This is a genomic window from Citrobacter sp. Cf116 (assembly GCF_030336505.1).
Classification (GTDB): domain Bacteria; phylum Pseudomonadota; class Gammaproteobacteria; order Enterobacterales; family Enterobacteriaceae; genus Citrobacter; species Citrobacter freundii.
In genome coordinates, this window is the sequence record NZ_JAOWEQ010000034.1 from 80874 (window position 1) to 106753 (window position 25880).

The window sequence follows — 25880 nt, forward strand, 5'->3', positions numbered from 1 at the left end:
ATGAGAATAATGAGCACTTAAATAGTACCAACCGTCATCCCATCCCTCCCATTTTACTGATCAAGAAGAGGGAAAAAACGACTCGCTTTTAACAAAGCCATTCAAAACCTTACTTATCAACTGGATACTCGCGATTAATCCACGCATGTTCATCTTCCCAGGTGAACATCCATTTGCGTACCGGGCCCGCCATCACGTTGAGGTAGTAGCTGTCATATCCTGCCAGGGTTGCCACCGGGTGATACCCTTTTGGCACCATCACGACATCGCGGTTATAGACAGCCATACACTCGTCAAGCGACCGGTCGTCGGTGTATACCCGCTGCAGACAGAATCCCTGCGGCGGGTTGAGGCGATGGTAGTAAGTCTCTTCCAGATAGGTCTCCTGCGGCGGATTGTCGGTATCATGCTTATGACTTGGCCAGGAACTGGTACAGCCTTCGTTGGTCCACACTTCCACCACCAGCAGGCTATCAGCAGGTTTATCTTCCGGTAAAATGTTATGCACATAACGCTGGTTGTGACCTTTGCCGCGCGCTTCCCCGTCGATATCCTTAGGTGCGATCAGCCGTGTTGGGTGTGTGCCTTTCCCCGGCGCAGCGCAGACCGCCAGCTCCAGTCTGGTCACCGCCTGAACCTGTATGGTTTCACCAGCGGTGACATAGACCGCCCACGGTTTGATCCGTTCGAACGGGCTCATCCGCTCGCCGATATCCGTAAAGGTTGCACCCGGCGTGGTGACGGTCGCGCGTCCGGCGACCAATACCAGGCAACGTTCTTCGCTGACGGCGGGCAGCGTAAGCTGCTGCCCCTCTTCCAGTTCGTACGCTTTAAAGCCAACATATTCCCAACCGGCGCTTTCCGGCGTCACTGACTGCGTACGCCCCTGCGCGTCCGGCTGCTGCCAGCGTGATAATAAACGTGACATATCACCTCCTCAGATAAGACCAGCGTCACGCGCCAGACGGCTAAGGTTGTTATAGCCCAGACGCGCATACGTTAGCGGATGCGCGATGGCCGGATCCTGCTCCGCCTCCACGACTAACCACCCCTGATACTGGTTCGCCTTCAGCAAGGCCATGATCGGCGGATAGTCAACGTAGCCATCGCCCGGCACGGTAAAGACCCCACTCAGTACCGCATCGAGAAAGCTGGTTTTGCGATTTTTGACATCCGCCAGCACGTCGGCACGCACGTCTTTACAGTGAACATGGTTGATACGCGATGCCCAGCGCTGCGCCACCGCCAGCGGATCGGCCCCGGCGAAGGTCAAGTGTCCCGTGTCGAGCAACAATCCAACTTCATCACCGGTATTCGTCATCAGATTACCCACATCTTCAGCAGATTCAATCACCGTTCCCATGTGGTGGTGATAGGCAATCTGTACCCCCTGCTGCTGGGTGTAGCGCGCAAACTCGGTGAGCTTTTCACCGTATTCTTGCCAGCGCTCTTGCGGGAAGCGCGGACGCAGATGTACCGGCGTCTGCTGCTCGCCGTGAATGCAACCACTGACTTCGGCAAAGACCAGCACCTTGGCCCCCAGCTCGCGCAGTAACGTCAGATGTGACTGCACGGCGGCAATCTCCTCCTCCACGCTGCGTTCCAGCAGACGTCCGGAATACCAGCCGGAAACCAGTTGCAGGTCGTGACGCTGCAAAATGGGGCCGAGCAGTCGCGCCTCGCGCGGGAATTTATTACCCAGTTCGAAACCAGCAAATCCGGCCTCTTTACCCTCGCTCAGACAAGTATCAAGCGACGTCTCAGCGCCCAGTGAAGGAAGATCGTCATTCGTCCATGTCAGTGGATTAATACCTAATTGTACCGTCATTATCTTCTCCTGAATTATGCTTGTCCGCGCTCGCGCCACCAGGCGATAAGCTGCAAGTAGTTATCTTTAATGCGCGCCACCAGTTGCGCATCGTCAATATCGTGTTTCAACCACGCGCGGGAAGCGTCGCCAAACAGCGTGCGTCCCACGGCAAATCCTTTCACCACCGCATGACCCGCAGCCGCTTTGAAATCCGCGCGCAGTTGCTCTGCCGGTGCGTCCAGACCAAGGATCACCACGCCACGGCAGTGCGGATCGCGCCGTTCGATAATGTCACTCAACGCCGTCCAGCCAGCAGAAGTCAGCGGTGGGAGTTTCCACCAGTCGGGGTAAATCCCTAAGTTGTAGAAGCGGGAAATGGCGCGCAAATACAGTTCATCACTGCGCGGCATACTGGCCGGCAAAATCACCTCCAGCAGCAGCTCATGACCAGACTGACAACAGGCGCGGTACACCTCGGCGATTTTCTGTTCTTGCTCCAGACGCAACGCGTGGGCATCTTCCGGATGGAAAAAAACCAGACACTTCACCACATGTTCCTGCGGCCAACTGATGAGCTGCGAGCCAATATTGCCGTGTTCCATCTCCAGCGGGCGAGATCCCGGCAGTTCGATAGGGCGACCTATCCACCAGCCCTCTCCGGTTATCGAATTCAGCGCATCCTGACCAAACGTACCGTCGCAAAGCAGCCCGGCCTTGCCCTCCAGCCCGGCGCTGTTGGCCGCTTCACGGCTGGCCTGCAAAATAAGCTGTTTCAATGCCGGAATACGCTTCAAAGACGCGCCGCACTGTAGCGCCATCTCTTCAAGCTGACTGCGGTGATCGAAAGCCATCACGCACAGTTCCGGCCATTCGCGGCGACGGGTGGTGACGCGGTGCAGATGGTTTAGACGCGGGTCAAGATCCGGACGCGGAACCTCCGCAGCACGAGAAAGATAATCATCAAGCTCAACTTTGCTCGGCATCGCCGGCGCACAGCCGTGACGAGATACCACCAGCGCACCACAGGCATTAGCATAGCGGCACGCCTGCTCCCATCCCTCATCGTTGAGGTAGCCGCGCAGCAGGCCGGACATAAACGCATCCCCCGCCCCCAACACGTTCAGCACCTCCACGCGTACGCCGGTCACCGTCAGGCCATCGTCCAGCCGGGCCGGGATCGCGTCGGTATACACCGAGCTACCGAGCGCACCGCGCTTGCAGACCAGCGTCGCGTTACTCACGCCGCGAACCTGCGACAGCGCCTGCAGCGTATCGGTACTGCCGCCCGCGATATGAAACTCCTCCTCGGTGCCGACAATCACATCAAAAAGATGCAACACCTCCTGCAACTGACGGGTGACCTGATCGGCGGCGATAAAACGTGTTTCGCCGTCGCCTAAGGATGTAAGCCCCCACAGTACCGGGCGATAGTCGATATCCAGCGCCGTACGCACGCCGTGACGGCGGGCGTAAGCGAGCGCCGTCAACACCGCCTCGCGGGTTTGCGGATGAGAAAGATGCGTCCCGGTGATGGCAAGACAACGAGCAGAAGCGATGTACTGTTCATCAACATCGCTGGCGGTAATCGCCATATCCGCGCAGTTATCACGGTAAAAAATCAGTGGGAAGGTGTCCCGGTCTTTAATGCCGAGTAGCACCAGCGCTGTCAGGCGGTCTTTATCGGTAATCAGATGGCTAGTATCGCAGCCTACCTGGTTTAATTCTTCACGCAGGAAACGCCCCATATGTTCGTCGCCAACCCGCGCCAGCATTGATGAACGCAGTCCCTGTCGCGCCGTTCCGTAGGCCACGTTGCCGGACGATCCGCCAAGATATTTGGCAAAGCTCGACACATCTTCCAGGCGTGCGCCAATCTGCTGACTGTAGAGGTCAACCGCCACGCGGCCCATGCATATCACATCAAACTGCTTTTCCACGTTGATACCTCTTCAGACAATGTCGTTCACATTCAGCCAGCGGCCTTCCTGGTGCGAGAGTGCGATGGCGTCAAGCACACGCGACACCTTCCAGCCCTCTTCGAAGTCCGGCCACATCGGCGCGTCGGCGGCAATGCCGTCCACCAGGTCGCGCACTTCCACAGTTTTCTGGTCGTTAAAACCGATACCATGCCCGGCTCCCATGCAAAACGCGCCGTAGTCCGGATGCGAAGGACCAACCAGTAAAGTGCGAAACCCCTGGCGGTTGACCGGATCGTCATGCAAATAGAGCTTCAGCTCAGCCATGCGCTCCTGGGTAAAACTGATGGTTCCTTTGGTCCCGGTAATCACATACGACAACCCCATCTTGCGGCCACAGGCGACGCGAGAGGTTTCAATCACCCCTTGCGCACCGCCTGCAAAGCGCACCATAGCGTGGGCCTGATCTTCGTTCTCTACCGTCACCATTTGCGAGGAACCGACCTGCGCCGGACGCTGTGGCACCACGATCTTCAGGTCGCCGCAGACCTGATGAATATCCCCAACCAGGTACTGCGCCATATTAACGATATGCGCCGCCAGATCGCCAAGTGCCCCCAGACCCGCCGTTTCTTTAAAACAGTGCCAGTGGATCGGCGCAAGCGGATCGGCCATGTAGTCTTCGTTGTGGGTGCCGTAGAAATGGATCACCTCGCCAATTTCTCCGCGCTCAATGATCTCTTTCGCCAGCTGCGCCGTTGGGTTCTTCATATAGTTGAACCCCACCAGGGTTTTCACTCCTGCCCGCTGTGCAGCCTCAACCATTTCACGCGCGTCGTGGGCGTTCAGCGCCAACGGCTTTTCCGAGTACACATGCTTGCCGTGGCGAATCGCTTCCAGCGCCATCTCTTTGTGCAGATGGTTGGGAGAGCAGATATCCACCACATCAATGGCCGGGTCGGCCACCAGCGCCCGCCAGTCTCCGGTTGAGCGATTGAAGCCAAACGCCTGCGCCCGCTCGGCGGCCAGCTCCGGAGAAACTTCCGCTACCATTTCACGCACCAGTTTGCCGCGCAGGTTAAACACCGTCGGGGCCTGGGCATAGGCGATAGCGTGCGCCTTGCCGATATACCCGGTGCCAATCAATCCAATACGAACCTCTTTCATCATGATCCTCACAGTGCGCCGCGACGGCTCTTGGCGTAGGTATCGAACGCCACCGCCAGAACGATAATTAAGCCGGTAATAATTTGTTGGTAGTAAGCCGAGACGTTCATCAGCACCAGACCGTTAATCAGGATGCCCATGATGATCGAGCCGATAATGGTGCCGCCGATACGCCCGTACCCACCCATCAGCGAGGTGCCGCCAATGACCACCGAAGCGATGACGCGCAGCTCAAAGGAGATCCCGGCGACCGCTTCCGCACTGCCTAAACGCGCACTGAGGATGAAGCCCGCCAGCCCAGCCAGACAGCCAATCAATACGTAGACGCTCACCAGCACGCGCTTCACATTGACCCCTGCCAGACGCGCCGCCTCCGGGTTGCCGCCGATGGCGTACACGAAGCGCCCCCAGCGGGTTTTATGCAGTGCCAGGTAACCGCCAATGGCGACCAGAGCAAAGATCCAGATAGGAATCGAAATGCCGAGCAGTTCGCCGCGTCCCCACCAGCGGTATCCCGCGTCGAAACCGGCAATCGGCGCGCCGTCGTTGATCACCAGCGTCAGGCCGCGCCAGATGGTCATCCCACCGAGGGTGACGATAAACGGCGGAAGACGCAGGCGGGTCACGCCGAGGCCATGCAGAAAACCAATCGCGGTGCCCATCGCCATACAGATACCAAGGCCAATCAGCCAGCTCATGCCGCCCCAGGCGTTCGGATCGACGGTGGTGAAGTTGTCGCCCTTGATCACATACGCAGCGGTCATAGCGCAGACCGCCAGGATAGAGCCCACCGACAGATCGATGCCGGCAGTCAGAATGACAAACGTCATCCCCACCGCCATGATTCCGTAGATGGAGACTTCGGTCAGAATGTTGAAAATGTTGCGTTCAGAAAGAAAATTGCTGTTCTGCAACTGAAAGAAAATCAGCAGCAGGATCATAAAAATCAGCACCCCAAAGCGCTCAAAAAAGGCAATGGGATCAAGACGTCCACCGCGTTTGGCTGGAACCTGCGTTTTAGAAATAATCTGCGTCATGAGTCACTCCGTTATGCCGCATTCAAGGCGTTATGGTTGATGGCCATCATCGTCATTAGCCGCTCTTCGTTGGCGTCATCGCCGTGGATCTCGCCAGTCACCCGACCTTCACTCAACGTGATGATCCGATCGGAAACCGCCATGACTTCCGGCAGATCGGAGGAGATCACAATCACCGCCACGCCCTTTTTCGCCATATCAAACAGCACCTGATGGACTTCTGATTTGGTGCCAACATCGATGCCGCGCGTCGGTTCATCCACAATCAACACCCGAGGGTTAAGCGCCATGCAGCGCGCGAGGATCACTTTTTGCTGGTTTCCGCCGGAGAGCTTGCGCACCTCCTGCGCACTGTTGACCATTTTGATCTGCAGCGCCTGGCGGTAAGACTCAATCAGGGCATCTTCTTTGCGGGTATTCACAAACCAGCGCCAGTGCAGCAGTGACGACAGGCTGGAGAGCGACAGGTTGTCGCGGATCGACAGTCCCAACACTGCACCCTCTTTTTTACGATCTTCCGGTACCAGCGCCAGCCCCTGATCCAGCGCAAACAGCGGATCGCGCGGCTGATACGGCACGCCATCAAGTTCAAAGCTACCGGAGGTAAAACCGTCGGCGCCAAACAGGCAGCGGGCCACTTCGGTGCGCCCGGCACCCACCAGTCCGGCAATACCTAATACTTCGCCAGCATGTACGTGGAAGCTAATGTCGTGCAGCGCGATGCCATGCGGGTCCAGCGGCGGTTTTTCGCGGCTAAGCCCCTTCACCGCCAGACGCACAGGTTTATCTTCATGGTGAGTTTCGCTGGCCGGGCGGCGATTAAAGGCCACATCGCGCCCCACCATCAGGCGGATCAGCTGTTCTACGGTGGTCTGTGCAACCGCGCCATTCCCGGTGAATCGTCCATCCTGAAAAACGGTGAACTGGTCGCAGAGTTGAAAAACTTCATGCAGGCGATGGGTGACGTAGATAATGCTCACGCCACGCCCTTTAAGTTCCCGCACCACCCGGTGCAGACTTTCTACTTCGCTGTCGCTCAGCGCGGCGGAAGGTTCGTCCATGATGATCAGCTTCGCGTTCAACGTCAGCGCCCGCGCAATTTCCACCATTTGCTGCTGCGCCACGCTCAGTCGGGCCACGGCCGTGGTTGGCGCAACGTTCAGTTGCAGGTAATCCAAAATTACCTGCGCCTCCTGATTTACCGCCTTTTCGTCCACAATCAGATTGCGTTTACGCGGTTCGCGTCCGAGGAACATATTCTCGGCGACGGTCATATTGGGCAGCAGATTAAATTCCTGATAAATCGTGATAATGCCTTTGTTCTGCCGCTCAACCGGAGAGTCTTCTACCGGCAATGTTTCGCCGTTGAACCAAATATCCCCGCGTGTTTGCGGCTGTGCGCCCGCCAGCGCTTTCAGCAGGGTCGATTTTCCGGCACCGTTCTCACCTAACAGCGCATGAATTTCGCCTGCTCCGACAGTCAGTTGTGCGCTGCTCAGCGCCCAAACGCCGGAAAAGCTTTTCGCCAGGTCGGTCACTTTCAGTAAGGGTTGCGACATCGGTCTGCTCCTCCTTTAGAGGGAGCCGCCGTAACGGCGGCTCCGGACATATCAGTTACCGGCCTCACCGATACGCTCAGCCTGCTGCAAATTTTCTTTAGTGATAAGCGTTGGCGGGTAGTCAGCCCCGGTGATCGCAGTCTTCTCACGGACGTTATTCACCAACTGGCTCATGGCCGTTTTCACCGCAAAGCCAGGACGTTGATCCGCCGTCACTGCCAGCCAACCGTCGCGCACACGCGCCAGTGCTTCCGGCACGGCATCGAATCCCGTGACCAGAACTTCACCCGGCTTCAGTCCTTGCCCCTGTAACGCTTCAATCGCGCCCAGCGCCATATCGTCGTTAGCGGAGAGGATCACCTGCGGGCGTTTCGGCAGCGAAGGCAGCACGCTTTCAACAATGCGCATCCCTTCAGAACGCATCCAGTTACCGGTCTGATCGGCAACGATCTTGTACTTTTCACCACCCGCCTTCAGGCTGTCGCGAATACCTTTAGTACGTTCAATGTTGGAGGAGGAGCCTGGCTGGCCGGTCAGCAGAATAATGTCTGCCCCGTCTGGGAATTTGGTTTTGACAAAGTCGCCAATCGCCTGGCCGCCTTTGTAGTTGTTCGCGCCGAAGTGCGGCACTTTTTTCTGGCTGTCAACGGAGCGGTCGAGCGTGACCACGGGCAGTTTCGCATCCTGAATTTCATCTACCGCGCTGGATACCGCGTTGACATCGTTCGGCGAAACAATAAAGCCCTGTGCGCCACGAGTTATGGCGTTTTCCAGGTCAGCGACCTGTTTTGGCGAGCTACCCTGCCCGTCCAGGACCTGTAAATTCACGCCCATCTCTTTTGCGGCTTTCACCGCCGTGCGCTGCATGTGAACTTCAAATGGCATCGCCAGGTTTGGCGTACTGAAAACAATTTGCTCGTTTTCAGCAATGGCTGCCCCGGATGTCATGGCGATGAGGACAGCTAAGATCAATTTTTTCATTATTATGTCTCTCTGTGTAGGGTAGGTTGTGGTGACAATCAGAGGAGAACTTCACGCTGGCTATGCAGTGACTCCAGCGCTTTATCCGCCAGATACAGCGCACGCTCGCCATCGTCCCCGCTGCAATCAGGGACCGCTTCGCCGCGCAGTACCGCAACAAAGTGTTCCCATTCCGCGGCATAGGCCGATTTATAACGCTGCAGGAAGAAGTGTTCAGGTAACGCGCTGGTGCAGCCCTGTTTGCCGTAGTGCTGCACCTGGTTTTCGAGAATATTGCCCGCGCACAGCAGCCCTTCAGAGCCGTGCAGCTCAAGGCGCTGATCGTATCCGTAAGAAGAACGGCGGCTGTTGACGATGGTCGCCATCGCGCCGGAGGCATATTTCAGTACGATGAACGCGGTGTCGATATCGCCCGCTTCGCCAATCGCCGGATCCACCAGATTACTGCCCTGGGCATACACCGAAACCGGCTCTTCGCCCATGATAAAGCGCGCCATATCAAAATCGTGGATGGTCATATCGCGGAACATACCGCCGGACACACGCACATATTCCGCAGGCGGCGGCGACGGATCGCGGGAGATGATCAGCAGCGATTCCGGTTTACCGATACGCCCGGCCAGTGCGTCAGTTTTCACGCGGCGAAACTGCGGATCGAAGCGGCGGTTGAAACCGATAAACAACGGTACGTCGTACTCTTTGACCACTTTCAGGCAGTCGCGTACACGGGCCAGATCCAGGTGGACCGGTTTTTCACAGAAGATGGCTTTGCCGTGGCGTGCGGCCATTTCAATCAGATCCGCGTGGGTATCGGTCGCGGAGGCAATCAGCACGGCGTGAACGTTAGGGTCCGTCATCGCCTCATCCAGGCTTTGCAAACGAGCCTGGTACTGTGTGGCAAGACGAGTGGCAAATTCCTGATTCGGGTCGACGACCGACCAGAGGGTAGTAGCACTGTGACTGGCAATGTTAGCTGCATGTACCTGGCCAATTCGGCCAGCGCCCAGTAAAGCAATGTTAAACATAACGGCTCCCGGTGTTGGTGAATGCGATGAACTAACGACCCTTTAAATAAAACATTTATTTCATTTTTATAAATAGTGAAAATTATGTTTTTGGGTGCAAGTTAACACTTTTGAGATGATCGAGATAAAATTTGTTATCAATATCACAACATAAAGACAGGAAAGATGAAGGAATTGGCCCCCTTCCGTTCAGGAAGGAGGTGATGGATGAAGAGAAAGGAAAAATGAAATGAAAATTTCGTTGTCGCAGGTTGCCGGATGACGACGCTAACGCCTTATCCCGCCAGAAGGTAGAATCCGCTGCAGGCCGGATAAGCGCAGCGCCATCCGGCATTAATCGCTTTTAGTACTGACGTGCGTTTTTCACCTGCTCAAACGTCTGCTCAGCCGCTTTTCGCACCGACGGAGAGTCTGCCACCTGCGCATCGCCAGTGCGCCACCAGGAGGCATAGTCGTGGGTCATGGTTTTCGGCAGAACTTTGATATCCAGCAGCACAGGCCCCGAATGCACACGGGAGGCTTCCAGCGCCGCCAGCAGGCTTTGCTCGTCATGTACGCGCCATGCCCGACAGCCGTAGCTTTCCGCATTTTTAGCAAAATCGACCTTCACCAACGGTCCATCTAACCGTCCGGTTTGCGGGTTGCGGTGGCGGTTTTCCGTACCGAAACTCCCCATCCCATGCCCCATCTGCAGGTTGTTAATGCACCCGAAGCTGGCGTTATCAAACAACAGGATAGTGACTTTTATCCCCTCCTGAACGGCGGTTTGTAGCTCGGAATGCAGCATCATGTATGAGCCATCCCCCACCATGGCATAAACCGGCTGCTGTGGCTTCGCCAGCCTGGCCCCAATAGCAGCCGCAATTTCATAGCCCATACAGGAGTAGCCGTATTCCAGGTGATAGCTGTCCGGGGTTTTGACCTGCCAGATACGCTGTAAATCGCCAGGCAGCGATCCAGCGGCCCCTACGACGATAGCGTTATCTTCAATGTGCTGATTGATAAGTCCCAGCACCTTCGTCTGGGTCAACCGGGTGTTTAGCGTGTCGCCATATTCCGCCAACTGAGCGTCAAGATGCCCTGCCACTTCGGGTTCGTCGTCGGGACGCCAGTCGCGATCCCATAAACGTTGGCACTCATCGCGCCAGGCCTCTTGCGCCTGCGTGACCTCCTTCCCCCAATCGCTGCGGTAGTCTTTCAGCGTTTCAGTTAACGCCGTAAGCCCGGTACGGGCGTCGGCGATAAGCGCGGTGGCATCAAGCTTCAGCGCGTCAAACTCCGCCACGTTCAGCAGCAGGAACTCAACCTCCGGATGAGAAAACAGCGCTTTCGAACCGGTGGTAAAGTCGGTGAGGCGCGTACCGATGCCGATCACCAGATCGGCTTGCGGTGCGAGCTGATTCGCTGCCATCCCTCCAGTTACCCCAATGCCTCCGAGGTTAAGTGGGTGGTCACTAACCAGTGCGCCTTTTCCGGCCTGAGTTTCGGCAAACGGCAGTTGCAGCGTTTCAACAAACATACGAAACGCCTCATGCGCACCGGAATATCGTACCCCGCCGCCGCATACCACCAGCGGACGGCGTTTGCGGGCAATCAGCGCCCGCGCCATCGCCAGACGCTGTGGGTCGGGCGGTCGACGTTCAATCAGATGAACGCGGCGCGCAAAGAAACTCTGGGGATAGTCCCAGGCTTCTCCCTGTACATCCTGTGGCAGGCAGATGGTCACCGCACCAGTATCTGCGGGGTCAGTAAGCGTTCGCATCGCGTTTAGCATCGCACTCATTAACTGCTCCGGGCGGTTAATCCGGTCCCAGTAACGCGAGACCGGGCGGAAGCAGTCGTTGGTGCTGATGCCGAGGTCATGGTATTGCTCAATTTGCTGCAATACCGGGTCCGGCTGACGGCTGGCGTAGACATCGCCTGGCAATAACAACAGAGGAATACGGTTCGCCGTCGCGGTTGCCGCTGCGGTCACCATGTTTGCAGCTCCCGGCCCAACCGATGACGTCACGGCAAAAATACGCTGGCGCCGATGCTGTTTGGCGAATCCGGTCGCCATGTGCGCAATTCCCTGCTCATTACATCCCTGCATCACCTGCAAATGACCGGGATCCTGCTCCAGCGCCTGGCCAATGCCAAGCACATTACCGTGACCAAAGATGGTGGCGACACCCTCGACAAAGGGCGTTTCCACGCCATCGACAGAGATATATTGTTGATTAAGGAATTTGACCAGCGCCTGAGCCATGGTCATACGTTCGGTTTGCATAAACCCTCCTGTCAGCCCAGCGTTGGCATGGAGAACGCTGCCCCTGTGTCCTGCAGCATCTCCGGCCAGCGTGCGGTGACGGTTTTCATCCGGGTGTAGAAGCGTACGCCATCATTGCCGTGAACATTGAGCGCACCAAAAATGGACCGCTTCCAGCCGCCAAAACTGTGGAACGCCATCGGCACCGGAATAGGCACGTTAACGCCCACCATGCCCGCCTGCACCTCTTCACAGAAACGACGCGCACAGCCGCCATCACGTGTGAAAATTGCCGTGCCGTTACCATATTCATGACGATTAATCAGTTCCACCGCGCTGCTGTAATCTGCTACGCGCACCACAGAAAGCACCGGTCCAAAAATCTCTTCTTTATAAATGGTCATCTCCGGCGTGACGTTATCAAACAGGGTCGGCCCAACAAAATAGCCCTGCTCATGACCTTTGACGCTAAAATGCCGACCATCCACACGCAGGCTGGCCCCCTGCGATTCCCCACTGTCGATATACCCGAGCACTTTATTCCGATGCACCGAGGAGATAAGCGGTCCCATTTCGTTTTCCGGTGTCTGATCAAGCCCCGGCCCGACACGCAGCGCCGCAATCTGTTTTTCCAGTCTCGAGCACAGCTCATCTGCCGTTTTATCACCCACCGCCAGCACGACAGAAAGCGCCATGCAGCGTTCACCCGCCGCGCCGTAAGCGGCACCCATAATGGCGTTGGTCGCCATATCCATGTCGGCATCCGGCATTAAAATGCAGTGATTTTTAGCACCACCTAACGCCTGGCAACGCTTACCGTGGGCTGACGCTGTCTGATAAATGTATTCCGCAATCGGCGTAGAGCCGACAAAGCTCACGGCTTGCACGCGCGGGTCAGTCAGCAGCACGTCGACGGACTCTTTATCTCCCTGTACGACGTTGAACACGCCGTCCGGCAGGCCCGCCTCTTGCAGCAGTTTCGCCAGAGCCAGGGCGAGAGAAGGATCTTTTTCCGAGGGTTTCAGCACAAAGGTATTCCCGGTTGCCAGCGCGATGGGGAACATCCACATCGGTACCATTGCCGGAAAGTTAAACGGCGTGATCCCGACGCAAACCCCGAGAGGTTGCATCAGCGAATGGCTATCGACGCCGGTGCCTACGTTGGCTGAGTGTTCGCCCTTTTGCAGATGTGGGATGCCGCAGGCAAACTCCACCACTTCCAGGCCGCGGGTCAGCTCACCAACTGCGTCAGAGAACACCTTGCCATGCTCTTCGCTGATGATGCGAGCCAGCCTCTCCATGTTTTCTTCCAACAGCGCCTTAAAGCGGAACATCACTCGCGCACGTTTTAACGGAGAATGGCGCGCCCACCCGGGGAATGCGTCGTGCGCTGCCGCAATGGCCTGCTCGGTTTCCTGTATCGTACTCATCACCACCTGGCGGATCTGCTCGCCGGTGGCCGGGTTGAAGATTGCCTGAACGCGCTGGCCTGAACCGGTGACACATTCGCCGTGGATAAAATTCGCTACTGTCTCCATCCTTAACCTCTCGCTGTTGATACGTGACTGTTACCTGAACACTGTTATCTGTGTACTATATATGAAACAAACATTCCATTTTAAGTTGAAATAAAATAATTAATGATTAATGTGATCAAGGATGGGTTTTTATGTTAACAAGCGGAATCGCATGATTAGCGTGCACTGGCAGAACGTTTCAGCGAACGGCAAACCTGAAGCTTTTGTTTCGTTTTTACAGCCAGATGAATGAGTGACATTTCAAAGACGCGGTTTTGCGTTTAGAATCATAAAACTATGTACCAGGAGGTAAAATGACAACAGCAACCAGCCTGAACGAGCTGCAGCAGCAAATCCGCGATCGCTACGATAGCCTGAGTAAGAGGCTGCAGCAGGTGTCCCGCTATGTGCTGGATAATACCAATAGCGTGGCCTTTGATACGGTTGCCGTCATTGCTGAACGTGCCGGAGTGCCACCCTCAACGCTGATCCGCTTCGCCAATGCCTTTGACTTCACCGGCTTCAACGAAATGAAACAGCTGTTTCGTATGAACCTGGTGGAGGAAACCGCCAGCTACAGCGACCGCGCGCGCATGTTCCGTGAGATGGAAAGCGAAGCCGTGCCGGAAACCCCGCTCGATATCCTGCAGGAGTTCGCCCGTTCGAATACTCAAGCGCTCCAGCAGCTGGCAGCCCGTGCCGAACCTGAAATGCTGGAACGCGCCGTACAATTGCTGGCAGAAGCCGACACCATTTACATCGCCGGTCTACGTCGTTCGTTTAGCGTCGCCGCCTATCTCACCTACGCCCTGAGCCATCTTGAGTGTCGCCCTATTTTGCTCGACGGAATGGGCGGAATGCTGCGCGAGCAGATTAACCGCATTAAAGCGCGCGATATCGTGGTGTCGATAAGCTTCTCGCCTTATGCGGAAGAAACGGTGATGGTCAGCGAAACTGCAGCCAATGCCGGCGCGCGCCAGATCGTGATTACCGACAGCCAGATAAGCCCGCTGGCAACGTTCAGCGATCTCTGCTTTGTGGTGAAAGAGGCGCAGGTCGACGCGTTTCGCTCCCAGTCAGCGACGCTGTGCCTGGTACAGTCACTAGTCGTGGCGCTGGCTTACCGGCTAGGTGACGGGAGTAATGAACGCGGTCATTCTGTCGGTTGATGAGCGACGCGAAAATTGATGATCCGCTTTATTACATTCCCGCCAGCGTGACGTGAAATCGTGATGTCTGCAGTTACTTTTATGGTCGTTGAAAATATCGCCATCATTCAGCGACCGGATAAAATACAATCCGTTATTACCATGAGCTACAATTATATTAATTTTAGATAATCAACAATGCGTCTGCTGACAATAATACGCAAAGGTTTACTATAGCCCTGTCTTTTTTAAGCAGGAAAGTAAAATGAAAAATACAAAAGGGTTGATGATTATTGCCCTTGCTTTCACCCTGGCATCATGTGCCGCCATTCCTGAGAATATCAAAGGTAATAATCAACCCGATATCCAAAAAAACTTTATCTCCGTGCATAACCAGCCTGGTTTATATACCGGTCAGCAGGCCCGCTTTGGCGGTAAAGTCATCAATGTGATTAACACCAAAAAAGATACGTTGCTGGAAATCGCCGTTTTGCCACTGAACGACTCTGCTAAGCCACAAATTGACGCGAGCTATCAGGGACGTATTCTTGCCCAGCAGAAAGGTTTCCTCGATCCGGTAAACTACAGAAACCATTTCGTGACTATTTTGGGAACAATTCAAGGAGATGAGTCAGGTTTCATCAACAAAGTCCCGTACAACTTTGTTAAAGTTGATTTACAAGGTATCCAGGTTTGGCATTTAACTGAGTCTGTCAACACCACTTATAATATGTGGGATTATGGTTACGGTGCGTTCTGGCCAGAGCCGATGTGGGGAGCGCCTTACTACGCTAATACAGTAACTCAGGTAACTCCGGAGCTAGTGAAATAATCCCAGAGGTAAGATGGCGCGACTATATTCCGGAGTCAGGTGTTGGCAAACAACCCTTCTCATTACCCCGCGTTTATCTTATTGCGCCATCCTGCTTCAGGAGATCCTTCGCTTAACATGCATTCTTCCTGTTACATATAATTTTTAACCGCTAATTCTTTAGCGAAGAAATGGGCTTTACCCTTCTCATGCCTGACCATCTTTTGTTATTTACCGACAACTCCCCCACCCTGCATGCAATAAAAGAACATTTGTGTTTACACATTATTCAGGGATTACTATGAACAGAAAATGCTTACTGTTGATACCATTATTCTTTAGTAGCGTCATCATCACCGCCTGCGATAATAAACCTGCAGTAAAAACCACCATGGAGCCCGAGGTCGGCGTTGTTACCTTAGCCCCCTCCTCAGTAAATATTAAAAGTGAACTTCCGGGTCGCGCGCTTGCGTTCGAGATCGCCGAAATCCGCCCTCAGGTTGGTGGGATCATCATAAAACGCAACTTTGTTGAAGGTGATAAAGTCAGCAAAGGAGAATCACTGTATCAAATTGATCCAGCCCCACTGCAGGCACGACTGGACTCAGCCAAAGGCGCGTTGGCAAAGGCACAGGCTACCGCCAATAATGTTCGTCTGACACTAAATCGGCAGTCAGCATTAATAAAATCTAATTACGTCAGCCGCCAGGACTATGACACCACGCTTTCACAGCTTAATGAAGCGCAAGCCAATGTTGCCGTCGCTAAAGCGGATCTTGAACAAGCCACTATCAATCTTCGATATGCCAATGTTACCTCGCCCATTGATGGCATTAGCGGCAAATCTTCCGTGACCGTGGGTGCCCTGGTTACTGCCAATCAGGAAAACTCGCTGGTCACCGTTCAGAGATTAGATCCGATCTATGTTGATTTAACGCAGTCAGTACAGGACTTCTTACGCCTGAAAGAAGAGAAAGCTAACGGCAAAATTGCCCAGCAACAAGGCAAAATTCCGGTTGAGCTGATGCTGGAAAACGGCAAACCCTATCGCCATACCGGTACGCTTGAGTTTTCCGATCCCGCTGTTGATGAGACCACCGGTTCGGTAACCCTGCGCGCCGTATTTCCCAATCCTGAAGGTGAAATTTTACCCGGCATGTATGTCACTGCGTTGCTGGACGAAGGCAGTCAACAAAACGTGTTGATGGTCCCCCAGCAAGGAATTACGCATAACGAGCAAGGAAAAGCCACCGCGCTGATCCTTGACCAGGAAAACGTAGTGCAACTGCGTGAAATAAACGCAGTGAAGGCCGTTGGTAATCAATGGTTAGTGACCGCGGGATTACGCCCCGGCGATCGGGTCATTGTGTCCGGATTACAAAGAATTCGTCCGGGAAGCAAAGCCCGGGTCCTCCCTTCAAAACTGAACACACCTGACACGGTAGCTGAACAGTAATATTTCAGGTATTAAGGACACTTTCTTTATGGCCAACTTTTTTATTGAGCGCCCAGTTTTCGCCTGGGTGCTCGCTATTATCATGATGTTTACGGGCGGTATCGCGATAATGAACCTGCCAGTCGCCCAATATCCACAAATTGCGCCCCCAACCATTACCATCAGCGCGGCCTACCCCGGGGCAGATGCAAAGACCGTTGAAGACTCCGTCACCCAGGTGATTGAACAGAATATGAATGGTCTTGATGGCCTGATGTATATGTCATCCACCAGTGATGCGGCAGGTAATGCCTCGATTATCCTGACCTTCAAAACGGGTACATCACCCGATATTGCGCAGGTTCAGGTACAGAATAAACTGCAGCTGGCGATGCCTTCCTTGCCACAGGAAGTACAACAGCAAGGGATCAGCGTTGATAAATCCAGCAGCAATATCTTAATGGTCGCCGGTTTTATCTCTGATAATAACAGCCTGAGCCAATATGATATTGCCGACTATGTGGCCTCGAACATTAAAGATCCGCTAAGCCGCACTGCCGGGGTGGGGAGCGTGCAGTTATTCGGTTCGCAATACGCCATGCGCATCTGGTTGGATCCGCAAAAGCTCGACAAGTATAACCTCACTCCCGAGGACGTCATTACCCAGCTCAAAGTACAGAATAATCAGATATCTGGCGGGCAACTGGGGGGCATGCCTCAGTCAGCCGATCAGCAATTAAATGCGTCGATAATCGTCCAGACGCGTCTGCAAACAACCGATGAATTTGGCAAGATCTTCCTTAAAGTTCAGCAAGATGGTTCTCAGGTTCTACTGCGTGATGTCGCACGCATTGAGCTGGGTGCGGAAAATTATGCCACGGTTGCACGTTACAACGGCAAACCCGCCGCCGGGATTGCGATTAAACTTGCCGCAGGCGCCAATGCCCTTGAAACGTCCCAGGCTGTTAAACAAGAGCTGAACAGATTATCAGCCTGGTTTCCGGCCAGCATGAAAACCGTTTATCCCTATGACACCACGCCGTTTATCGAAATTTCGATTCAGGGTGTTTTTCATACTTTGATCGAGGCAATCATTTTGGTATTCCTCGTCATGTACCTGTTTTTGCAAAGTTTTCGTGCGACGCTTATCCCCACTATCGCCGTTCCGGTGGTTATCCTCGGCACCTTTGCCATTCTCGACGTCGCCGGTTTTTCGATTAATACGCTCACGATGTTTGGCATGGTGCTGGCGATAGGGTTGTTAGTCGATGATGCTATCGTGGTGGTTGAGAACGTAGAACGTATTATTGCTGAAGAGCACTTGTCTCCAAAAGCGGCAACGCATAAAGCAATGGGTCAGCTCCAGAGGGCGCTGGTTGGTATTGCCGTGGTGTTATCCGCCGTATTTATGCCGATGGCATTTATGAGCGGCGCAACAGGAGAAATTTTCCGTCAGTTTTCCATCACCTTGATCTCCTCCATGCTGCTGTCGGTGTTTGTGGCGATGAGCCTGACGCCAGCACTCTGCGCCATGCTGTTAAAAGCACACGATGACGAGCAGGCAAATACGCATTTTCTGTTTACCCGATTCAATCATTTCATGGAGAAATGCACTCAGCACTACACGGACAGCACCCGAAAACTGTTACGTTGCACGGGCCGTTACATGGTCGTTTACTTAGTCATTGGCGCGGGCATGATGGTGCTGTTTTTACGTACGCCGACCTCCTTTTTGCCTGAAGAAGACCAGGGGGTATTCATGACCACGGCGCAATTGCCCTCAGGTTCAACGATGGTGAACACCAGCAAAGTGCTCGGGGAAATAACGGACTACTACCTGACGAAAGAACAGAAAAACGTTGCTTCTGTTTTCACCGTCGGCGGATTTGGTTTCAGCGGTCAGGGACAAAATAATGGCCTGGCGTTTATCAGCCTGAAGCCGTGGTCAGAACGCGTTGGCGAAGAAAACTCGGTTACCGCCATTATTCGACGGGCAATGATGGCCTTAAGTACCATCAATAATGCCGTCGTTTATCCGTTCAATTTACCCGCGGTCGCGGAATTGGGCACCGCATCAGGGTTTGATATGGAGTTGCTGGATAACGGTAATCTTGGGCATGAAAAAATGATGCAGGCCCGAAACGAGCTTTTGGCTCTGGCCAATCAGTCCTCAGGTGAGGTCGACGGGGTGCGCCCAAACGGCCTGGAAGATACGCCGATGTTCCGCATTCACGTCGACGCCAAAAAGGCTGAAGCTATGGGCGTTGCGTTATCGGATATTAATCAGACCATCTCCACCGCGTTCGGTAGTCGCTATGTCAATGATTTCCTGAACCAGGGGCGCGTAAAAAAAGTGTATGTCCAGGCCGATACGCCGTTCCGTATGTTGCCGGACAATATCAATCACTGGTATGTACGTAATGCCTCTGGCGCGATGACCCCGCTTTCCGCCTACTCATCAACCGAGTGGACCTACGGCTCTCCACGCCTTGAACGCTATAATGGTCAGCCAGCAATGGAAATTCTGGGCCAGCCGGTAGAAGGGAAAAGCAACGGTGATGCGATGAAATTTATGGCATCACTGATTAATAAACTGCCCGCAGGCGTCGGTTATGCCTGGACCGGTCTGTCTTATCAGGAGGCGCTATCCACAAACCAGGCACCAATGCTGTACGGCATTTCGCTGATCGTCGTATTTCTGGCGCTGGCGGCGCTGTATGAAAGCTGGTCGATCCCTTTCTCGGTGATGCTGGTTGTGCCAATCGGGGTGGTCGGCGCGTTGCTGGCCACCGATCTGCGCGGCCTGAGCAATGATGTTTATTTCCAGGTCGGCCTACTCACCACGATGGGGCTATCGGCTAAAAATGCTATTTTGATCGTCGAGTTTGCCGTCGAGATTATGCAGAAAGAAGGGAAAACGCCGCTTGAAGCCGCGGTGGAAGCCGCGCAAATGCGCTTACGTCCTATTCTGATGACCTCACTGGCCTTCATCCTGGGGGTAATTCCACTAGCAATAAGCAACGGCGCGGGCTCTGGCGCGCAAAATGCCGTCGGTACGGGGGTTATCGGTGGGATGCTGGCCGCGACGGTACTGGCGATCTATTTTGTTCCAGTATTCTTTGTACTCGTTGAAAATACGTTAGCGCGATTTAAAGCCCGACGTTGATCCCCTGCCCTATCCCTGGGTTTAGATTATTAAATCCAGGGATGGGACTTCATTTGTCAGGTCTACAGTTATTAGCGGGCACGGCTATCCAGCGAGTTTCTCGTGGATAGCAGGGTAAGCATTACGCAGATTTTCTTGTAGGGGAACAACTGGGGCAGGTACAGAGGTTGTCAATTCTAACTAAAGCCAGGCTATCAAAACGGTTAATCAATAGTGCAGACCGGAACCTTTCAGATTTACAGCCAGTTCACCCAGTTTTGTATTCGGATGCTGATGACATATTTTAACCATTTTCGGTACAGCTTCCGTTTCCACCTCATGCAGGGGAACATAATCATCGCCTTTAAAGTCCGAATTTTTATTAACAATCACAAAGGCAATTGCCGTCTTGTATTGCTGACTCATATCAACGAATTCTTTACAGGTCATATCTTGTGGCGCAGCTTCCGTTGCCTGAGTAGCAAAAGCACGGGTCATTGGCGCCATAACAGAGGTCACAAGAATAGCTGCAGAAACCATCATTTTAATATTCACTATGCGCTCCAGAGGTAGCATTATTTTTTATCGGCGAGCTTATCAGTTTTTACCAGCGTCGCATTTCTACGCAGACTGATAAAAGCTAAAGAACTAAAGATCATCTCGACACCAATAAAAATTGAGGTAAATACATACGATCTGTCGGGATCCATATTTAGCCAGACGCCGGCAATAAGCAGGTCAAAAATACCAATAAAAATGTTCCATCCATAACCCGGACTGTGGAACAGTTTGACCCCAGATGCGATACGAAAAATACCACCCAGAATAAACAGGCAGCAAAATACCATTGCCAATGAATTCATGCCTATCACAGGATTCACCAGGAAACAGTAACCCAGCAGTAACCACGCGATAGCAAAAAAGGCATAGGTAAATTTGGCTTTCAATTGCTTTTTACTTGAGCTAAACAGGCTATAAATAGAATAAAAACCACATACCAGGAACATAAAGCCAGTTGCATAGCTTAAATAAACACCTGCAGCAATCGGATAAATCAAGCAGCAGATGCCACAAATCAACATCAACACCGCCATAATCGTCGCATGCTTTTTATAATGAACGAGTGTTTTTTCATTAAACGCTCTCAGGCTACGCTGATTAAAAACAAACATACATCCTCCGTTATACATAAACGCAATGTAACCTGTTGACACAAGAATTATTACTCACTCAACATATGTTACTTACAATGGAATGATAAGACTTCCGCTAAGGAAGCGTATATAAGAACAAGAGAATGTCGCTATGCGTATATTCCTACACATGTCAGACATCTGACACTTGTAAGATTAAACGGTCATTATTCTATCGTGGTTCTGATTTCGCTCTTTAACATTATTTAATATGCTTATTGCGTTTGGTGACATATACCAAATTTATTCAGGAGAAAGTAATGAAAAAGATTATTCTTGCGGGTGTGCTTGCAACCATGATGGGTTCAGCACCAGTGATGGCTGCTACTGCTACCACAACTACTCCGGCGCAAGCTACTACCGCAAATGTACAAAAAGAAGCTGCCGATATTATGCAGGTCGCAGTGCAAGGCGCAAATGCGATGCGTGATATTCAGCTTGCTCGTTTGGCCCTGTTTCATGGACAGCCTGACAGCGCTAAAAAATTAACCGATGACGCCGCTTCCCTGCTGGCAGGCGACAGCAAAGATTGGGCGAAATTTGTAAAAACTGCGCCTAAAGCCAAGATGATTGACGATCAGTACGTGGTTATTAACGCTACGATCGCGCTGTCAGAAGACTATATTGCCACTCCAGCCAAAGAATCCGCTATCAAAACAGCGAATGGCAAAATGGCCAAAGGCGACTGGAAAGGTGCAGTGGATACCCTGCAACTGGCTGGTATCAGCGTGCTTCAGACCCAATACCTGATGCCCCTGAATCAGACTCGTAAAGCCGTTGCCAGCGCGCAAAAACTGCTGTCTTCCGGTAAATATTATGAAGCAAACCTTGTGCTAAAAGGTGCTGAAGAAGGTATTGTGATCGATAGTGAGATGATCGGCGCAGGCCAGTAATACTCAGCACTACGGAGTGTTGAACCAGGACTTTCTCTCCTGATCGGGCAGCTACGGCCACCCGATCAGGGGGATTAATGGCTAATCAGACTGTCTATCTCAATCTCAATTTCCCGCATAACAGCAATAATCTTCTGCAATGCCTCCTGGCGTACTGCCAGAGGAAGATCGTCATGCCGTCTGGATTCGAAAGGTTCGCACAGGTTTTGTAGCGCAGTGATGCCCAGAATTTGCGCCGAGCCATGCAACCGGTGAAGAGCGCGCAAAAACAGCTGAGGTTCATCTTGCAGAACAGCTTTCTCAGCCGCTTGTATATCATTCAGCGTTGCCTCGCGAAATGTCTCGAGAATCTCGTTCATTAGTGCGCGATCGCCGCCGGTATTCTCCGTCAACACATTGAATTTCAAATGCCGGATTGAACAAGGAGACGAATAACCGGTTTCGATTTTACTCAACTCATGTGTCAGTGTCTGAATCGACACAGGCTTGAACAGGCACAAATTCATACCATTTTGCAGGCATCGATCGCGTGACTGTGGAAGTGCGCTGGCCGTCAGTCCCCATATTTGTAAATTCGGCTGTTGACGACGTAGCGAAGCCGCGAGATCAAACCCGTCTTTTTTCGGCATATTTACATCGGTTATCAGCAGATCGTACGATTTTTTCGCCAGTTTGGCTTCTGCCTCCTCCCCATCACACGCTTCATCCACGTTGTAGCCAATGGCATTCAACTGTCGCTTGAGCAGCAGGCGATTGGTTGGGTTATCGTCTGCAATCAAAATAGACAGACACGGAAGCGGTAACAGAGTACCAGGCGCATCGCCATCCGGTACAATCGACTGTCGAGCCGTTTCAACCGGCAGCGTTATGGTAAACGTGGTTCCTTGCAACGGGACGCTCATCAACTCCAGCGTCCCACCCATCAGCGTCACCAGTTCTTTACAGATAAATAATCCCAGACCGGAACCGGTTTGTTGACGCCCGCAACGCCCCTGAGCGTAACGATGAAACAGCCCCGCCTGCTCCTCTTCACTAATCCCGCAACCGGTGTCGCTAATGGCAATGGTCAGGGTACCGTGATTCTCCCCGTCAGGCGACAAACGGGCCGTCACATGAATACTGCCCTGCTCGGTAAACTTCAACGCATTACCTACCAGGTTGGTGAGAATTTGCCGCAAAGCCTGCTGATCGACAAATACCCGTTCGTTTGCCGGCAACTGGCTAACGCAAGCCAGCGTAATGCCTTTCTGTCTGGCTAAAGCATCGAAAGAGTGGCACTGCAATTCAATGAGCTGCGAGAGATCCGTCCATTGAGGAACAACCTGGTATTTACCAGACTCAATCTTATCCAGATCCAGAATCTTACCGATCAGCCCAAGCAATGACTGGGCTGTCGCCCCGGTAAGGGCAATCGCCTCTTTTCGCTGTGCCGGGCTGAGTTCTGAACTCGACAGTAATTCCACAAAGCCAACAATCGAGCTTACCGGGGTACGTAATTCATGGCTCATACTCGCCAGAAAGCGACTTTTGGCCTTGGTTGCTTCAATCGCTTTATTCTTTTCGTTTTCCAGTTCTTGAGATAATGCCTCTTTGAGATGAAGCTGCTCTTCCAGTAGCCGCTGAGATAGTTTCCTTTTTTTTACCTCACGGGAGAGTGAGATCCCCCAGATCAGGCTAATCGCTATCAGCAGCAGCGCGAATATCCCCAGTTGATAGAACTGTTTGCTATATCGACTCCATAAATCAACCTGCGTATTGGAAATTTTCGACCACTTCTCCGTCATCTGCAAAATCTCCCGTGGCGGTATGGCCTGTAGCGCTTTATCCATAACAGACTTCAACATAGGCTCGTGGGAAGAAATCGCAAAACTTACTGAGGCACCAGGCATATCTGGAAGCCTAAAAAAGTGCATATTTTTCTGATAGTAATGATCGACCATAAACCTTGCTGACAATTCGGTAGCAATTGCCGCATCAGCGCTGCCCTCCTTGACCATGACCATCGCAACACTGCTAGTATCAGCATTAACCCAGGTGGCCTGCGGATAGCGTTGCTTCAGCTCGCTTTCCAGTACATGCCCGGCTGGTAGCGCAATACGTATCGGCTTCTCCAGTAGCGAGTCGGCGGTTTCCTCACGGGAAGTGATCATCACAAATGCCACATTCATCAGAGGATCGCTAAAGGTCGAATTGTGCGGGTTTTGATGAGTGAGCGTGATAGTGGGATACATATCCCACTGTTCGCCGCTTATTTGCTTTGTCTGCTCGCTTTTAGAGTTAGCTAAAATGGGTTCAAAATCGAGCCCCGTTTGCAGATGAATAATATTCAGTAAATCGCCAAGAATACCGCGTAATTCACCGCTGCGATCGACCAGCGTATAGGGCGGGTAATCTGGGTTGATTAAAATGCGGATAGCATGCTTTTTCTTCAACCACGCTTTTTCCTGAGCGGTGAAAGGTATAGGTGCATTCAGATAAGCAAGGTTGCCGCGGTTCAGCCAGTTCTGCATGACTTGCATATGAATTTCATTACTGATTGACGTAATGAAACCATCAAGAATATTTCTTAATACCGGCTGATCTTCGTTAACGACAAAATAATTATATTGTTCTTGCTTATCAAAGTAGTGCGTAATAACCAGTGATTGTGAGAAGTATCGAGAGATGCAATGGCTGCTGGTGATATTGTTACCAATATAATATTGGTTATCACCATTCACTACCGAGGCCATGGCCTGATACTCGTCGTCATAAAATGAGACTTTAGCCTCAGGAAAAGCCCCCTGGATAACATCGAGAAAAGGGCAATCCCGCACGCACGCGACGCTAACCTGATGGTTCGTGGTCAGCGGCAGCATAGTGTTTTTTAGCGATGTTACAAGCGTCGGCCACGTCGTCAGCAATACCGAAGTACGCAACAAATTTCCGCCAACATCCTGGCGTCGGGACAGTTGGGTTATCAGCGTATCAACATCGTTACTGGCGAGCGCGGCCAGCGCCTCTTGCTCATTATCATACTGCTTTATAATAATTTTTAGATCGAGGTTCTTTTGCATTAACGCAAGGTAATCTGCGTTGACTCCCCGATAATATTCGCCGCTATTTTGATAAACAATGGGGGAGACTTCAGGTAACCAGGTACCAACAACCAAGGTTTTTTTATGCGCTAACCAGTTTGTTTCTTCCCTGTTCAAGCTGATATTTTGTACTGAAGTATTATAGTTACTTTTTAGCTCAACTTGCCGAGCTGAGCTTACACCCGTAGACAACCCGATGGTAAATATGACCATCAAAAAAATAAACAAGCGTTCCAGCATTACTCTATCCTATTTTATTTCTCTGCGCATAATCATAGATTTCCATTAATGATGAACAATCTAATTTTTCCATCAACCGGCTTTTATAGGTACTCACCGTTTTATTACTGATATTCATTTTGCTGGCAATTGAGCTGTAATCCATGCCATTAAGGATATAACGCAATACTCTCATTTCCTGATTCGACAACGTATCAAGCTTATCCTGCTCGCTGACGGATGAACCAGTAAAATGCTCAAGGGAAAAGGGAAAATAGCTATAGCCATTTTTTGCTGCTTCGATTGCGGCAAGAATATTATTCATACCTTCTTTTTTACTCACAAATCCGTTGGCACCGTATTCGGCGCTACGTTTGCCGTAAAAAAATTCATTTTTGGCTGAAATGATAATGATTACACCAGCATAGTGCCGCTTTCTCAGTTGCTCCAGCACTTCGATGCCACTGATACCGGGAATATCTACATCGATAATCAACAGCTCCGGCTTAGTTTTTTCAACGGTTTGAACCACTTGATCTCCGCTGTCGAGTTCAGTGGTCACAGCGATACCATTAGTATCGAGTAAGTTGCGGATGGCAATGCGTGCCAATGGGTGATCGTCAACGATTATCGCGTTCATTGCGTATAAGAATCCCGATAAATAAAGAGAGGCGATGGCTATAGAGCAGGCGAGCCTTC

19 protein-coding genes are annotated in these 25880 nt (G+C 52.4%); 5 read left to right on the plus strand and 14 right to left on the minus strand.

The window, feature by feature from the left end:
• Positions 1-109: 109 nt before the first annotated feature.
• From iolB to OGV74_RS05940, 10 genes are all read right to left on the minus strand, one after another.
• On the minus strand, positions 110-928 hold the full coding sequence (gene iolB / locus OGV74_RS05895) for a 5-deoxy-glucuronate isomerase (RefSeq protein ID WP_032938049.1): 819 nt from the start codon (positions 926-928) through the stop codon (positions 110-112).
• A gap of 9 nt (positions 929-937) precedes the next feature.
• Complete coding sequence (gene iolE / locus OGV74_RS05900) at positions 938-1828, minus strand: myo-inosose-2 dehydratase (protein ID WP_086504445.1); 891 nt, start codon at positions 1826-1828, stop codon at positions 938-940.
• 14 nt (positions 1829-1842) lie between these two features.
• On the minus strand, positions 1843-3747 hold the full coding sequence (locus OGV74_RS05905; protein ID WP_008321519.1) for a bifunctional 5-dehydro-2-deoxygluconokinase/5-dehydro-2-deoxyphosphogluconate aldolase: 1905 nt from the start codon (positions 3745-3747) through the stop codon (positions 1843-1845).
• Positions 3748-3759: 12 nt separating this feature from the next.
• Positions 3760-4893 carry a Gfo/Idh/MocA family protein gene (locus tag OGV74_RS05910; RefSeq protein WP_032949849.1) on the minus strand — a complete coding sequence of 378 codons (1134 nt, stop codon included), beginning with the start codon at positions 4891-4893 and terminating at the stop codon, positions 3760-3762.
• An 8-nt stretch (positions 4894-4901) separates the two neighbouring features.
• Positions 4902-5930 (minus strand): ABC transporter permease, encoded by a 1029-nt coding sequence (locus OGV74_RS05915; RefSeq protein WP_003839791.1) that lies wholly within the window; start codon positions 5928-5930, stop codon positions 4902-4904.
• A gap of 11 nt (positions 5931-5941) precedes the next feature.
• Positions 5942-7489: a sugar ABC transporter ATP-binding protein gene (locus tag OGV74_RS05920; protein WP_003839789.1), complete on the minus strand. Its 1548-nt coding sequence runs from the start codon at positions 7487-7489 to the stop codon at positions 5942-5944.
• A gap of 51 nt (positions 7490-7540) precedes the next feature.
• Positions 7541-8470, minus strand: a complete 930-nt coding sequence (locus tag OGV74_RS05925; RefSeq protein WP_032949851.1) for a sugar ABC transporter substrate-binding protein — start codon at positions 8468-8470, stop codon at positions 7541-7543.
• A gap of 38 nt (positions 8471-8508) precedes the next feature.
• The gene (gene iolG / locus OGV74_RS05930; RefSeq protein WP_003845960.1) at positions 8509-9495 is read right to left on the minus strand and encodes an inositol 2-dehydrogenase; all 987 of its coding nucleotides are present in this window, start codon (positions 9493-9495) and stop codon (positions 8509-8511) included.
• A 343-nt stretch (positions 9496-9838) separates the two neighbouring features.
• The gene (gene iolD, locus OGV74_RS05935; RefSeq protein ID WP_086504446.1) at positions 9839-11764 is read right to left on the minus strand and encodes a 3D-(3,5/4)-trihydroxycyclohexane-1,2-dione acylhydrolase (decyclizing); all 1926 of its coding nucleotides are present in this window, start codon (positions 11762-11764) and stop codon (positions 9839-9841) included.
• 11 nt (positions 11765-11775) lie between these two features.
• The gene (locus tag OGV74_RS05940; protein ID WP_061547963.1) at positions 11776-13281 is read right to left on the minus strand and encodes a CoA-acylating methylmalonate-semialdehyde dehydrogenase; all 1506 of its coding nucleotides are present in this window, start codon (positions 13279-13281) and stop codon (positions 11776-11778) included.
• A gap of 293 nt (positions 13282-13574) precedes the next feature.
• Here OGV74_RS05940 and OGV74_RS05945 point away from each other — a divergent pair, with 293 nt between their 5' ends.
• The 4 genes from OGV74_RS05945 (at position 13575) to OGV74_RS05960 (ending at position 19820) form a co-directional block, all read left to right on the plus strand.
• The gene (locus tag OGV74_RS05945) at positions 13575-14429 is read left to right on the plus strand and encodes a MurR/RpiR family transcriptional regulator (protein ID WP_003839777.1); all 855 of its coding nucleotides are present in this window, start codon (positions 13575-13577) and stop codon (positions 14427-14429) included.
• A gap of 244 nt (positions 14430-14673) precedes the next feature.
• A complete protein-coding gene (locus OGV74_RS05950) occupies positions 14674-15240 on the plus strand; it encodes a Slp family lipoprotein (protein WP_003839775.1) in 567 nt (188 codons plus the stop codon).
• A gap of 280 nt (positions 15241-15520) precedes the next feature.
• Positions 15521-16675, plus strand: a complete 1155-nt coding sequence (locus OGV74_RS05955; RefSeq protein ID WP_003839773.1) for an efflux RND transporter periplasmic adaptor subunit — start codon at positions 15521-15523, stop codon at positions 16673-16675.
• 28 nt (positions 16676-16703) lie between these two features.
• A complete protein-coding gene (locus OGV74_RS05960; RefSeq protein WP_286520513.1) occupies positions 16704-19820 on the plus strand; it encodes an efflux RND transporter permease subunit in 3117 nt (1038 codons plus the stop codon).
• A gap of 207 nt (positions 19821-20027) precedes the next feature.
• Here OGV74_RS05960 and OGV74_RS05965 read toward each other — a convergent pair whose 3' ends face one another.
• Positions 20028-20375, minus strand: a complete 348-nt coding sequence (locus OGV74_RS05965) for an HdeA/HdeB family chaperone (RefSeq protein WP_086504447.1) — start codon at positions 20373-20375, stop codon at positions 20028-20030.
• A complete protein-coding gene (locus tag OGV74_RS05970; RefSeq protein WP_032949861.1) occupies positions 20375-20971 on the minus strand; it encodes a DUF308 domain-containing protein in 597 nt (198 codons plus the stop codon). The genes OGV74_RS05965 and OGV74_RS05970 overlap by 1 nt, the downstream gene beginning before the upstream one ends.
• Positions 20972-21252: 281 nt before the next feature.
• On the opposite strand from OGV74_RS05970, the gene OGV74_RS05975 reads away from it, so the two are divergent.
• Positions 21253-21885 (plus strand): YfdX family protein, encoded by a 633-nt coding sequence (locus OGV74_RS05975; RefSeq protein WP_008321509.1) that lies wholly within the window; start codon positions 21253-21255, stop codon positions 21883-21885.
• A 74-nt stretch (positions 21886-21959) separates the two neighbouring features.
• Here OGV74_RS05975 and OGV74_RS05980 read toward each other — a convergent pair whose 3' ends face one another.
• The gene (locus OGV74_RS05980; protein ID WP_286520515.1) at positions 21960-25202 is read right to left on the minus strand and encodes an ATP-binding protein; all 3243 of its coding nucleotides are present in this window, start codon (positions 25200-25202) and stop codon (positions 21960-21962) included.
• 4 nt (positions 25203-25206) lie between these two features.
• Positions 25207-25821: an acid-sensing system DNA-binding response regulator EvgA gene (evgA, locus tag OGV74_RS05985; protein WP_003839762.1), complete on the minus strand. Its 615-nt coding sequence runs from the start codon at positions 25819-25821 to the stop codon at positions 25207-25209.
• Positions 25822-25880 lie beyond the last annotated feature (59 nt).

Bases quoted from the DNA above. Each gene is read 5' to 3' on its own strand.
- iolB (WP_032938049.1), bottom strand. From the start codon at position 928: ATGTCACGTTTATTATCACGCTGGCAGCAGCCGGACGCGCAGGGGCGT.
- iolE (WP_086504445.1), bottom strand. From the start codon at position 1,828: ATGACGGTACAATTAGGTATTAATCCACTGACATGGACGAATGACGAT.
- OGV74_RS05910 (WP_032949849.1), bottom strand. From the start codon at position 4,893: ATGAAAGAGGTTCGTATTGGATTGATTGGCACCGGGTATATCGGCAAG.
- OGV74_RS05915 (WP_003839791.1), bottom strand. From the start codon at position 5,930: ATGACGCAGATTATTTCTAAAACGCAGGTTCCAGCCAAACGCGGTGGA.
- OGV74_RS05920 (WP_003839789.1), bottom strand. From the start codon at position 7,489: ATGTCGCAACCCTTACTGAAAGTGACCGACCTGGCGAAAAGCTTTTCC.
- OGV74_RS05925 (WP_032949851.1), bottom strand. From the start codon at position 8,470: ATGAAAAAATTGATCTTAGCTGTCCTCATCGCCATGACATCCGGGGCA.
- iolG (WP_003845960.1), bottom strand. From the start codon at position 9,495: ATGTTTAACATTGCTTTACTGGGCGCTGGCCGAATTGGCCAGGTACAT.
- iolD (WP_086504446.1), bottom strand. From the start codon at position 11,764: ATGCAAACCGAACGTATGACCATGGCTCAGGCGCTGGTCAAATTCCTT.
- OGV74_RS05940 (WP_061547963.1), bottom strand. From the start codon at position 13,281: ATGGAGACAGTAGCGAATTTTATCCACGGCGAATGTGTCACCGGTTCA.
- OGV74_RS05945 (WP_003839777.1), top strand. From the start codon at position 13,575: ATGACAACAGCAACCAGCCTGAACGAGCTGCAGCAGCAAATCCGCGAT.
- OGV74_RS05950 (WP_003839775.1), top strand. From the start codon at position 14,674: ATGAAAAATACAAAAGGGTTGATGATTATTGCCCTTGCTTTCACCCTG.
- OGV74_RS05955 (WP_003839773.1), top strand. From the start codon at position 15,521: ATGAACAGAAAATGCTTACTGTTGATACCATTATTCTTTAGTAGCGTC.
- OGV74_RS05960 (WP_286520513.1), top strand. From the start codon at position 16,704: ATGGCCAACTTTTTTATTGAGCGCCCAGTTTTCGCCTGGGTGCTCGCT.
- OGV74_RS05965 (WP_086504447.1), bottom strand. From the start codon at position 20,375: ATGCTACCTCTGGAGCGCATAGTGAATATTAAAATGATGGTTTCTGCA.
- OGV74_RS05970 (WP_032949861.1), bottom strand. From the start codon at position 20,971: ATGTTTGTTTTTAATCAGCGTAGCCTGAGAGCGTTTAATGAAAAAACA.
- OGV74_RS05975 (WP_008321509.1), top strand. From the start codon at position 21,253: ATGAAAAAGATTATTCTTGCGGGTGTGCTTGCAACCATGATGGGTTCA.
- OGV74_RS05980 (WP_286520515.1), bottom strand. From the start codon at position 25,202: ATGCTGGAACGCTTGTTTATTTTTTTGATGGTCATATTTACCATCGGG.
- evgA (WP_003839762.1), bottom strand. From the start codon at position 25,821: ATGAACGCGATAATCGTTGACGATCACCCATTGGCACGCATTGCCATC.